An 11,699-nucleotide genomic window follows, 5' to 3' on the forward strand; every position below is an offset into this window, starting at 1 on the left:
CCCGCCCCCGCCCCCGCCGCCGCGGGGCGCCCCCCCCCCGCCCCCTCCCCCCCCCCCCCCCCCCCCCCCCCCCCCCCCGCGCCGGGGGGGGCGGGGGGCCCGGCCGCCCCCCCACGTCGAAAGGAGCAAGGCTCACGTGATCCAGTCCATCCGCGCTCTACGGAGAGCGCTTCTCGTCACGGCAGGCAGCACCCTGCTCGCCGCAGGCGGGACGGTCGCGCTGACGGCGCCCGCGGCCCTCGCCGCACCGGCCCCGCTCGCCGCTGCCGCCGCACCCGCGGCGGCCACCGGCGGCAGCGGCGCCAACCTCGCGTACGCCGAGGTGCAGGCCGAAGACCCCGTGAACGCTGCCACCAACGGCAGCGTCATCGGCCCGAGTTACGCCCAGGGCCAGCTGGCCGACGAGGCGTCGTACCGCAAGGCGGTGACCCTCCAGGGCACCGGCAAGTACGTCACCTTCACCACCCCGGTGGCGACGAACTCGATCGACTTCCGCTACAGCATCCCCGACACCTCGGGCGGGTCCGCCTACAGCGCCCCGCTGTCGCTCTACATCAACAACACCAAGCAGAGCGACTTCAGCCTGACCAACGCGTACAGCTGGTACTACGGCAGCTACCCGTTCACCAACTCCCCGGGCAGCAACCCCCACCACTTCTACGACGAGGTCCACCGCCTGCTCCCGCAGACGTATCCGGCCGGTACGACCTTCAAGCTCCAGGTCGACGCGGGCGACACGGCCTCCTCGTACACCATCGACTTCGCCGACTTCGAGCAGGTCGGCGCGGCGCTCCCGCAGCCCTCGGGTTCCGTCTCCGTGACCAGCGAGGGCGCCGACGCGAGCGGCGTGGCGGACTCCACCAACGCCTTCAACGCGGCCGTGCGCGCGGCCGGTTCGGGCGGCACGGTGTGGATACCGCCGGGCACGTACAACATCCCTGGCCACATCGCGGTCAACAACGTGACGGTCGCGGGCGCCGGCATGTGGTACTCCACCGTGACGGGCACGGCGCCCGGCTTCTACGGCAACTCGGCGCCCTCGCCCAGCACCAATGTGCACCTCCAGAACTTCGCGATCTTCGGCAACGTCGGCGAGCGTGACGACAACGCGCAGGTCAACGGCATCGGCGGCGCGATGAGCAACTCGTCCGTGTCGAACCTGTGGATCGAGCACGACAAGGTCGGGGCCTGGATGGACGGCCCGATGGACAAGCTGACCCTCAGCGGTCTGCGCATCCGCGACACCACGGCCGACGGCATCAACTTCCACGGCGGCGTCACCAACTCCACCGTCACCAACAGCGACATCCGCAACACCGGTGACGACGGCATCGCCACCTGGGCCGACTCGGCCCTCGGCGCCGACGCGAACGACACCATCTCCCACAACACCGTCCAGCTCCAGATGCTCGCCAACGGCATCGCCATCTACGGCGGCCACGACAACACGGTGAGCGGCAACCTCGTCCAGGACACCGGCCTCACCCAGGGCGGCGGCATCCACGTCGGGCAGCGCTTCACGTCGACCCCGGTCGGCACCACGAACATCACCGACAACACCATGATCCGCGACGGCAGCCTCGACCCGAACTGGCAGTTCGGCGTCGGCGCGCTGTGGTTCGACGGCAGCCAGGGCGCCATCACCGGCCCGGTCAACGTCTCCAACGCGCTGATCGAGCAGAGCCCCTACGAGGGCGTCCAGTGGGTCGAGGGCACCGTCAGCGGCGTCAGCCTCAACAACGTCACCATCGCCGGCACCGGCACCTTCGCGCTCCAGGAACAGACCGGCGGCGCCGCGAAGTTCACCAACGTCACGGCGACCGGAGTGGGCGCGTCCGCCCCGGTCTACAGCTGCGAGGGCGGCAACTTCGCCGTCACCGACGGCGGCGGCAACTCCGGCATCAGCGGTACGCCGTACTGCGGCGGCTTCCCTGCGCCGAACTTCCCGCCGTACCCGGCCGACGGTGTCACGACCGCGCCGAGCGCGCTGAACTTCGGCTCGGTCGCCACCGGCGGCACGAGCGCCGCGGGGACCGCCACGGTCTCGAACCCGACCGGCTCGGCCGCGTCCGTCACCTCCATCGCCACCAGCGGTGACTTCGCGCAGACCAACACCTGCGGCTCGTCGATCCCGGCGAAGGGCTCGTGCACGGTCTCCGTCACGTTCAAGCCGACCGCCGCGGGCGCCCGTACCGGTTCGCTGACGGTCAAGGCGGGCGGCGTCACCGACACCGTCACCCTCTCCGGCACCGGCACCGCGCCTGGCCCCGTGCTCTCCGCGGACCCGGGCAGCCTGAACTTCGCCGGCACGGTGGTCGGCCAGTCCGCTGCCGCGCAGACGGTGAAGTTCACCAACTCCGGCACCACGGCGGCCACCGTCTCGGGCGTCACCGTCTCCGGCGACTACGCCCAGACCAACAACTGCTCCACGATTGCCGTGGGCGCTTCCTGCACGGCGACCGTCACCTTCAAGCCGACGGCGGCCGGTTCCCGTACGGGCACCCTCACCGTCAAGAGCAACGCCAACAACAGCCCGGCGACCGTCTCCCTCACCGGCAGCGGCATCGGCTCCAGCACGAACGTGGCGGCCGGCCGGCCCGCGTCGGCCAGCTCCAGCAACAACCCGTACGTCGCGGGGAATCTGACCGACTCGGACGCGTCCTCGTACTGGGAGAGCCAGAACGGCTCGTTCCCGCAGTGGGCGCAGGTCGACCTGGGCAGCAGCTTCAAGGTCGGCAAGGTCACGCTGAAGCTCCCGCCGGCCACGGCGTGGAACACCCGCAACGAGACCCTGTCGGTGCAGACGTCCACGGACGGCACGAACTTCACCACGGCCGTGGCCTCCGCCGCCTACACCTTCGACCCGAACGCCAACCAGAACACCGTGAACATCACGGTGCCTGGCTCCACCGCCCGGTACGTACGGGTCAACATCACCGCCAACACGGGGTGGAACGCGGGCCAGCTCTCGGACTTCGAGGTCTTCCCGAGCAGCTGAGCCCCCGTCACAGGAGAGCGCTCCGGGTGCCGCCGCGTACACGTCCTGTACGCGGCGGCACCGCACCGTGCCGTGTCCGGCCTCCTGCGGCGCGTGTCGGGCCGAGTGCTCCGCGTCACGGGGGGCGTGCGCGGGGCGTACCCTACGCGTGCGAGAGCACGCCCTCGCTGCACCCGTTTCGGACGAGCCTCCACGTCCCCTGCCCGCGGAGTAGACCATCAGCGCCTCAGACACCCCTCAGCCTCCCGCGGCCTCCGACGCGACAGCCGAGGCCGCCGACACGGTCGAGCCCGCCGAGGCCGTTGAGCCGACTGAGCCGGCGAGAACCGGTGAGCCCGCGAAGTTCGTTGAGCCGACTGAGCCGACTGAGCCGACTGAGCCGGCGGTGACCGGTGAGCCCGCCGAGCCCGCGCGCCGCCGTCGGCGCATCGGCGTGCTGATCACCGTGGCGGTCTTCGCCTACGCGCTCGACCTGGCCAGCAAGATCCTGGTCGTCGCGCACCTGGAGAACCACGCGCCGGTCCAGCTCATCGGCGACTGGCTGACCCTCCAGGAGAGCCGGAACGCGGGCGCGGCGTTCAGCATGGGGCAGGCCCTGACCGTGGTGTTCACGGTGATCGCGGCGATCGTCATCGTGGTGATCTGCCGGATCGCCCACAAGCTCTACAGCGTGCCCTGGGCCCTCGCGCTCGGCCTGCTCCTCGGCGGCGCGTTCGGCAACCTCACCGACCGCGTGCTGCGCTCCCCGGGCATCTTCCGGGGCGCGGTCGTCGACTTCATCTCCGTGAAGTACTACGCGGTCTTCAACCTCGCCGACTCGGCGATCGTCTGCGGCGGCGTCCTCGTGGTCGTGATGTCCTTCCTCGGCACCACCCCGGACGGCCGCCGCGAGCGCGACACCCGCCCGGAGGCGGCGGCCCCGGCGGGCAAGGCGTAACGGAGCCCGGCACGCCTCAGGCCGCCTCCCGCGCCGCGTCCGGCGCGAGCCACACGAGGCGGGGCGAACAGCCCTCGGCGGGCGGGAAGAACCGCGTCACGAGATCGGGTGACGTGAGCGACCACCGTCGCCCGTGCGTCCCCACCACCTCGGTCCTGCCGCCCTCGTGCGCGTGCCCCCACGCGACGACCACGGCGTCCGCGTCCTCGGTACCCACGGCGTACTCCACGACGACGGCGAACATGCGCGGAGCCGTGTCCTGTACGAGGGAGGCGAGTTCGAACTCGTAGTCGTACGAGTCGGGGGCTGAATGCTGCGACGGTACGGTGCTCATTGGCGTTTTCCCCTGTCGGCAACAGCGCGCATGCCGACGGTACGTGGGCATGGCGAGGTACGGACGCCTTGTCGGCGCGGCCAGTTGGAGTGGCTTGGCTCACAACCGTAGCGACGACGGTGGTACGTTGTCTACCGCCCCGAAAAGTCATAGCCCGTTCGGGTGTCGGGCTGATATCCGCTTACTTGGCCGAGAAGGGATAGCCGTCATGCCACCCAGTAAGATCCCGCCCACCATCAGGCAACGACGCCTTGGAGCTGAGCTTCGACGCCTGCGTGAACAGGCGCAGTTGAACGTCACCGAGGCAGCCCGGCTGCACGGCACGACCCAGTCGCGAATCAGCAATATTGAAGGCGGCGGGTACCCGGTCAGTGCGGATCGCGTACGTACGCTGGCGCGGCTCTACGAATGCACGGATCAGGCGTACGTCAACGCCCTCACGGGCCTCACCGGTGGTCGGACGCGTGGCTGGTGGGAGGAGTACCGCGAAATTCTGCCCGCCCCCTTTCTCGACCTCGCCGAATTGGAGCACCACACGCTCGCTCTGCGCGTCGCCTGCGGCCTTCATTTGCCCGGTCTCTTGCAGACGATGGACCATGCTCGGGCCGTCATTCAGGACGTGGTGCCGCCCTTCGACCCGCCGGAGGCGGAGCACCTGCTGTCGTTCAGGATCAAACGGCAGGCGGTCATTTACGGGGACCGGCCCATCCCGCTGTCGACCGTGATTCACGAGGCCGCTCTGCGGGTCGGCTTCGGTGGACCGAAGGTGAGCCGAGCGCAGCTGGAACACCTGCTGGACATGGGTGAGCGGGAGCACATCACTGTGCGCGTCATTCCGTTCGGGACGGGTAGTTACCCGAGTGCCGGATCGGGGATGGACCACTTCGAAGCTGAGGTGCCGGAGTTGGACACGGTCCAGCTCGATACGGAAGCGTCTTCTGGATTCCTGGACGCGCAACCCCAACTGGCCCGCTACAGAGCGGTGATGGATCGCCTGATGGAAATGGCTCTCTCGCCCGCAAAGTCCCGAGACCTGGTGAGGAGCCTGGCCCGGAGCATGTGATGGGATGAGGAGCATGTCCAACCTGAGCTGGCAGAAGTCCTCCTACAGCGGCAACGCGTCCAACTGCATCAACGTCGCCGCCGACGCGGACGGCGGCACCATCAAGCTCCGTGAGAGCGACGATCCCGACACCGTTGTCACGACGACGCCCGAGAAGCTGCGCGCGTTCATCCTGGGCGTCAAGGCGGGGGAGTTCGACCACTTCGTGGCGGACGAGGCGTAGCCCGGCAGTCGGACGAACGTCGGCCCGAGACTGCGGCGGGGCTTCACTGTCGGAGCACCGGCCCGGGCGGGACCGCGGCCTCGATGCTCGCGAGGCGAACGGCAGATGTCCGTCGCAATCAACTCGCAGCGGTGGAACCGGCTCGACTCCTCGGGCAGGCCGTCGCCCCACCCCGTCGACGGCGCGCTCGCGGCTCTCTACCGCGTGGCGATGTACGGCTGAGGACCCCGGGCGCCGCCCGTGCCGGGCCGACGGCGCGTCGGGCGCCGACGGACCCCTCGCAGGGGCTCCCACCCGCTCGGCGGCACCCGTATCAACACCCTCCGACCTGCGCGGATTCCCGGCCCCGGTGTGAGATTGCCCGCCGTCCCCGCTCCTTCTCCGCAGGGCCGCCTTCCGGGCATACTCCACGCCTGCCCGCTCGCAACCCGCCGAGAAGAACGGGCTGTTGGTGACACATGGGGGAGATGATGGCGACGGACAAGGTCTTCGCCGGGGCCGCCGGCACCTGGCGGCTCGGGGATCTCACGGTCAACCGGATCGGGTTCGGCGCCATGCGCCTGACCGGGAGCGGTGCCTTCCACGACGGCACGCCCCGCAGCCGCGACCAGGCGATCGGTGTGCTGCGCCGCGCCGTCGAACTCGGCGTCAACCACATCGACACGGCGGCCTTCTACTTCTCGCGGCTGCGCTCCGCCAACGAGCTGATCAACTCGGCGCTGGCGCCGTACCCGGACGGCCTGGTCATCGCCACCAAGGTCGGCCCCGCACGGGACGCGTCCGGCGAGTGGACCGCACCCGCGCGCCCCGACCAGCTGCGCGGACAGGTCGAGGAGAACCTGCGCCAGCTCGGCCGGGACCACCTCGACCTGGTCAACCTGCGCCTCATGGGGCAGGAGTCGATCAGCGAGCACTTCGGGGCCCTCGCGGAGCTGCGCGAGGCCGGGCTCGTGCGCCACCTCGGGATCTCCAGCGCCCGCCCGCACCATCTGGCGCAGGCCGAGGCCGTCGCGCCGGTGGTGTGTGTCCAGAACCGCTACAGCGTCGACGCGCGCGGCGGCGAGGAGATGCTCCGTCTGTGCGCCGCGCACGGCATCGCGTTCGTGCCGTTCTTCTCCCTCGCGGGCGAGGGGCGGGAGGCGGGGCCCGTCCGCGTTGAGCACGACACGGTCGCCGCCCTCGCCCGTACGCGCGGAGTCTCGCCGTCCCGGGTGCGCCTGGCCTGGACGCTCCAGCGGGGCGCGCACGTGCTGGCCATCCCGGGGACGGGCGACCCGGACCATCTTCTCGACAACCTCGCGGCGGGCACACTGCGGCTGACGGAGGCGGAACTCGCGCTGCTGGAGCCGGTTCGAGCGCGGCCTGAGGCGAACGAGAGGGCTTAACGCCGCGCGTCCACCGCGGCGCGCAGCGCGCGCAGCATGCGGTCGTGGTCGGGGTCGGCCTGGGCGGGGAACAGGAAGCGGCGCCGCAGGAAGGAGTAGGACAGGCCGTTGCGCGGGTCGGCCAGTGCCTGCTGACCTCCCGCGCCGCTGTGGCCGAAGGAGCCCGCGGCCAACGACGGGTATATCTCGGAATACGTGTGGAACCCGACGGCCCACGCCTTCCGGGACCGCAGCACGAGGTCGAATCCGTTGGACTGCACCTGCGCGAACGCGGCGGCGGTGTCCGCGTCGAGCAACGGTTCACGGCCGTCGACGGAGCCGGTCAGCGCCGCATAGAGCTTGGCCAGGCCGCGCGCGGTCCCCACGCCTCCGAAGGAGGCGGTTCCCTTCGCCCGGACATAGGGGAGGTTGGGGAGCTCCCAGACCTCGCGGTTGCCGGGAGCGTGACGGTTGAACGCCATGCCGCTGACGCTGTCCGGCGCGGTCGCCGACGCCGCAAGGCCGGCGAGCCGTTCCGGGGTGGCGACCATCGGCTGCGCGGCCAGGTACCGGTGTTCCTGGTCGGCGGGCAGCCCCAGGAAGAGGTCGAGCCCGAGCGGGCGCCGCACCCGCTCCTCGTAGAAGCTCTGCACGCTCTCACCGGTGACGCGGCGTACGACCTCGCCGCTGAGTGCGGCCATCACCAGCGCGTGGTAGCCGGACGTGGTACCGGGCCTCCAGAGCGGGCGCTGCGCGGCGAGCCGCTCGGCGACGATCCGGTCGTCGGCCAGCTCGGCCATGGTGAACCCGCCGGTCGCGCCGACCAGCCCGGCCTGGTGCGAGAAAAGCTCGCGCAGCAGGAGGTCCTGCTTGCCCTTGGCCGCGAACTCGGGCCAGTAGTGGCTGACGGGTGTGTCGAGGTCGAGTAGGCCCTGCTGCACGAGCAGAGCCACGGCGATGTGGGAAACGCCCTTGCTCGCCGAGTAGATGGCCAGCAGGGAGTCCTCGGCGGTGGCGCTGCCGGTCCACAGATCGACCACCGGCTGCCCCTGGTGGTACGCGGCGACCTGCGCGGACAGGTCGCCGCCCTCGCGGGCCACGATCGTACGGAACTCGTCGCGAACCGCCTCGAACCCGTCGGCGACGGTGCCGTGCACTTCGGTCTCTGGCATGTGTCCTCCTCCTTCTGAACGGGCGGGTCACGTCGTCACGAGCGACCCCGTGCGTCCACTCTACGACATTAGTGGCCGGTGGTCACAAACCTGGGACGCGCACTCCGCCCCCGACGGCCGGGCGCTTCGGTCGAGGTGCCCCGCGTGCCACCTGGGCCGGTCGGGTACCGTCGGGACCATGGGCGAAGCCGCCACTCCGGCCAGGCGACCGGGCAGACCGGCACAGATCAGTCGCGAGCGGATCGTGCGGGCGGTGAGCACGTTCGACAACATCGACGCGATGACGATGCGCCAGCTGGCCGAGCGGCTGGACGTCCGCCACGGCGCCCTCTACCGCTGGGTCAAGAACCGCGACGAGCTGTTCGACCTCATCAGCGAAGTGGTCGTCGACCGGATCACGGAAGCGGTGGACGAGGAGCCGGGGGACTGGCGTTCACAGCTGAGGCGCCTGGCGCTGCTGATGCGCGAGCACTTCCTCGCTCTGCCCGGCTATGCCTCGCACCTGTCGCGGCCCCACGCGCACAACCCGCACTCCGTGGACCGGCTCCGCAGGGCGTGTGCCGAGATCTTCGCCCGGAGCGGGGCCTCACGGCAGGAGGCCGACCATAGCTGCCTCGTCTTCATCACGACGATGATCGGCTGGCTCGCGGCCGAGGAGCAGCCGGTGCCGGTCGGCCATGTGGAACCGCGCTTCGATCTCTTCCTCGGCGTGCTTCTGCGCGGCCTGCCGGTACGCGAGAGCGACGCGTCGGCGGCCCTCGGACCAGGCGCGTGAACCGCCGACACGGTCAGCGCGTTCTGCTCCGTGTCGAGTTCACACTTTGACGACTTCGACGAGGGGCCCGCACAGCAGGCTGATGTCCTCGGGCTCGGAGGTGAGGACGGTGGCCGGGTGGGGCGCGGCGCGTGCGACGGCGGCGAGTACGGCGTCGATGGCGTACTTGTGGCCATGGAGGCGGTCGTCGCGCAGGAGCGCCGCGGCCCGGTCCGCGATGTCTCCGGTGATGTCGTGGACGTCGATGCGGGAGAGCGCCCACTGGACGCGTGCCGGGTGTACGCGTTCGTAGTCGGCTTCCAGGAGAGTCATCGCGGTGGTGCACACCCGCATGTTCTCTTCGAGCGCGGCTTGGACGAGGGCGATGACGGTGCGGTCCCCGCGGGGAGCTTGGACAGGCCCTCGCAGTCGAGGAGGAGGGTGCCGGGCGTCAGGCGGCGGCCCCGCCGGCCTCGCGGTGGTCGTGGCGCAGCACGGCGCGGGCCCCTTCGACTTCTTCCCGGGTGAGCGGGTCGTTGTCGGTTTCGAAGTCGGCGACCATCTCGCGGAGCTTGTCCATGGCCACCCTGTGCTCCAGGGCTTCGGCGATGTAGGCGGAGAATCCGCCGGGGCCGACGTGGGTGCGTACCGTCTCGGCGAGATCCTCGGGGAGACTGATCGAGTATTTCTTGCTACCGGACATGGTCCTGATCCTGCCAGCGGTAGGGGCGACCGGCCCCGAAACCTGCGCGGGGCCGGCCGCGCTGCGGCGGCGGAGTCGGCCGGCCGCGCGTCACCCCGCCGTGCGCGGGATGCGCTTCTCCCAGGTGCGGTGGAAGACGATCTCGTCGCCCTCGCGGCAGATCACCTCGTTGGCGGTCAGGAAGTGGTCCGCGTCGCAGGCCGTCTCGGAGCGGGTCTCCACGCGGGTGTCCCAGCCGAGGTCCGGGCGGTGCAGGCGGACCGTCCAGCGGGAGGCGGCGGTGGCGGAGAGCGGGTCGCTCTCCTGGATGGTGTACGTCTCCAGCGCGTCCTCGGTGAACTCGAGGCCGTCCGGGTAGACGCGGGTGCCGCCGTACTTCGGGTCGACCTCCAGCCGCCAGACACCCTCCGCGACATCGCGGGTGATGAGCCGTTCGGGGCGGGCGGGCTCCAGCGTCGCCGGGTAGACCACCTCAAGCGGCTCGGACTCCTCCGGCGGCGGGAAGCCGATGGGCGCGTCCGCCGGGGTGCGCGTACGGACGGGGAGGTCGAGGCCCGAGCCCTCCGGTTCGAGGACGAAGCCCGCCGAGGCCGCCTGCGGCCAGATCCAGGGCCAGTACGCGGACGACACCGCGAGCCGGATGCGGTGCCCGGGCGGGAAGGTGTGGCCGATGCCGTTCAGCTCGAACTCGACGTCCTCGGTGGCGCCCTCGGGCCAGGGCACGACCCGGTCGCGGCCGTCGCGCGCCGACAGGTTCAGCGCGCCGCGCGTCACCAGCGTCGACGAGCCGTCGGGCCCCACGTCGCACAGCCTGGCCACCACCTGGCCCGCCGGGGCGTCCAGCCGCAGCCGCAGCCGGACCCGCGGCCTGCCGAGGATCTCGACCGCCGTCCCGTCCGCGCCGACAGCGAACTCGAACGAGGCCGACTTGGCGTCCTCGTCCCGCTGGTCGGGCGGCAGGTCGGCGTCGTTGCCGAACGGGAAGAAGCGCCCCGCGTCCAGGCCCGTGTGCTGCGGCGAGTCGACGAGGGCGGGCTCGCCCCGGAAGGCGTACGGCACCGGCGTGACGTTCGGTGAGGGCCAGGCCGGCTCGCCGACCCAGCGCCCCGGCAGCTCCGGGTAGACCGTGGCCGGCGGATGCGACGCGCTGATCCAGGCCCGTAGCAGCGGCTCGTCCATCACCCCGGTGTCCCGGCCCTTGAGGTGGCAGTCCCACCAGCGCAGCGTCTCCTGGAGGAAGCCGATCGCCGGGCCGGGCGGCAGGCCGCGGTCGGGGTACTGGTGCGACCAGGGGCCGATGATGCCCCGCACCCGCCCCGGATCGAGGTGTTCCACCAGGCGCAGCACCGTGTCCCGGTACGGGTCGTGCCAGCCGCCCACCGCGAGGACGGCCGCGCCGATCGCGGAGTAGTCCTCGCAGACGCTGCCGTGCCTCCAGTAGGCGTCGCGGGTCTGGTGCGAGAGCCAGGTGTGGATGAAGGGGTCCATGGCCTCCAGCCGGTTCAGCCACATCTCGCGCCACCGCTCGCCCGCGTACGCCGGGTCCGGCGGACGCGACACGAAGGCGAGCATCGTGGCCGCCCAGGCGTGCATGTCCACGCCGAGCACCGAGCCGCCCAGGTAGTGGACGTCGTTGTCGTAGCGGTCGTCCGTGGAGCAGACCGTCACGATCGCCTTCAGCGGCTCGGGCGCGAGCGCCGCGAGCTGGAGCGAGTTGAAGCCGCCCCAGGAGATGCCGAACATGCCGACCTTGCCGTCGCACCACGGCTGGGCCGCGAGCCAGTGGATCACCTCGACGCCGTCGGCGAGCTCCGTGGCGTCGTACTCGTCGCCCGGCACGCCCTCGCTGTTGCCGTGCCCGCGCACGTCGACCCGTACCGAGGCGTAGCCGTGCCCCGCGTACCAGGGGTGCCTCTGCCAGTCGCGGGGCGCGGTCCAGTCGCTCAGCCGGTACGGCAGGTATTCGAGGAGGGCCGGCACGGGCTCGCCCGTGACCGGGCGCCAGACGCGCGCGTAGAGGCGCAGGCCGCCGGGCAGCGGGATGCGGACGTCCTCGCGGGTCGTCTCGTAGGGGAAGTCCGTGCGGATGGCCGGACCGGGGGCGGGACGCATGCTGGGGGACATACCGGTCACCTTTTCGGGCCTGTGGGG

At 71.2% G+C, this 11,699-nt stretch carries 10 protein-coding genes and 2 pseudogenes; 7 read left to right on the forward strand and 5 right to left on the reverse strand.

Features of this window, described 5'->3' with window-relative positions; all coding sequences use genetic code 11:
* Positions 1-136 precede the first annotated feature (136 nt).
* Both LCE31_RS05720 and lspA read left to right on the forward strand, forming a co-directional pair.
* Complete coding sequence (locus LCE31_RS05720; RefSeq protein ID WP_225012870.1) at positions 137-2,998, forward strand: choice-of-anchor D domain-containing protein; 2,862 nt, start codon at positions 137-139, stop codon at positions 2,996-2,998.
* 385 nt (positions 2,999-3,383) lie between these two features.
* Positions 3,384-3,935: a signal peptidase II gene (gene lspA / locus LCE31_RS05725; protein ID WP_225012871.1), complete on the forward strand. Its 552-nt coding sequence runs from the start codon at positions 3,384-3,386 to the stop codon at positions 3,933-3,935.
* Positions 3,936-3,951: 16 nt separating this feature from the next.
* Here the strand turns inward: lspA and LCE31_RS05730 are convergent, their stop codons facing one another.
* The gene (locus LCE31_RS05730; RefSeq protein WP_225012872.1) at positions 3,952-4,269 is read right to left on the reverse strand and encodes a hypothetical protein; all 318 of its coding nucleotides are present in this window, start codon (positions 4,267-4,269) and stop codon (positions 3,952-3,954) included.
* A 208-nt stretch (positions 4,270-4,477) separates the two neighbouring features.
* Here LCE31_RS05730 and LCE31_RS05735 point away from each other — a divergent pair, with 208 nt between their 5' ends.
* The 4 genes and pseudogenes from LCE31_RS05735 (at position 4,478) to LCE31_RS05750 (ending at position 6,940) form a co-directional block, all read left to right on the forward strand.
* Entirely contained in the window at positions 4,478-5,332 is an 855-nt protein-coding gene (locus LCE31_RS05735) for a helix-turn-helix domain-containing protein (protein WP_225012873.1), read from the forward strand.
* 13 nt (positions 5,333-5,345) lie between these two features.
* Positions 5,346-5,555 (forward strand): DUF397 domain-containing protein, encoded by a 210-nt coding sequence (locus tag LCE31_RS05740; protein ID WP_225012874.1) that lies wholly within the window; start codon positions 5,346-5,348, stop codon positions 5,553-5,555.
* Positions 5,556-5,648: 93 nt separating this feature from the next.
* Positions 5,649-5,777: pseudogene (locus LCE31_RS05745) on the forward strand (hydrolase); the annotation flags it as partial.
* A 248-nt stretch (positions 5,778-6,025) separates the two neighbouring features.
* Entirely contained in the window at positions 6,026-6,940 is a 915-nt protein-coding gene (locus tag LCE31_RS05750) for an aldo/keto reductase (RefSeq protein WP_225012882.1), read from the forward strand.
* Here LCE31_RS05750 and LCE31_RS05755 read toward each other — a convergent pair.
* A complete protein-coding gene (locus LCE31_RS05755; RefSeq protein WP_225012875.1) occupies positions 6,937-8,091 on the reverse strand; it encodes a serine hydrolase domain-containing protein in 1,155 nt (384 codons plus the stop codon). The genes LCE31_RS05750 and LCE31_RS05755 overlap by 4 nt on opposite strands.
* Positions 8,092-8,269: 178 nt before the next feature.
* Between LCE31_RS05755 and LCE31_RS05760 the strand changes: the two genes are divergently transcribed.
* The gene (locus LCE31_RS05760; RefSeq protein ID WP_225012876.1) at positions 8,270-8,866 is read left to right on the forward strand and encodes a TetR/AcrR family transcriptional regulator; all 597 of its coding nucleotides are present in this window, start codon (positions 8,270-8,272) and stop codon (positions 8,864-8,866) included.
* 39 nt (positions 8,867-8,905) lie between these two features.
* Here LCE31_RS05760 and LCE31_RS05765 read toward each other — a convergent pair.
* The 3 genes and pseudogenes from LCE31_RS05765 to LCE31_RS05775 all read right to left on the reverse strand — a co-directional run bounded on the left by LCE31_RS05765 (position 8,906) and on the right by LCE31_RS05775 (position 11,660).
* A pseudogene (locus LCE31_RS05765) lies at positions 8,906-9,300 on the reverse strand (DNA-binding protein).
* Positions 9,297-9,548: a hypothetical protein gene (locus LCE31_RS05770; protein WP_225012877.1), complete on the reverse strand. Its 252-nt coding sequence runs from the start codon at positions 9,546-9,548 to the stop codon at positions 9,297-9,299. The pseudogene LCE31_RS05765 and the gene LCE31_RS05770 overlap by 4 nt, the downstream one beginning before the upstream one ends.
* A 90-nt stretch (positions 9,549-9,638) precedes the next feature.
* Positions 9,639-11,660, reverse strand: a complete 2,022-nt coding sequence (locus tag LCE31_RS05775; protein WP_225012883.1) for a CocE/NonD family hydrolase — start codon at positions 11,658-11,660, stop codon at positions 9,639-9,641.
* Between the last annotated feature and the right edge of the window lie 39 nt (positions 11,661-11,699).

The sequence above is a fragment of the Streptomyces sp. 8L genome (assembly GCF_020176795.1).
In the GTDB taxonomy this organism is placed as follows: Bacteria; Actinomycetota; Actinomycetes; order Streptomycetales; family Streptomycetaceae; genus Streptomyces.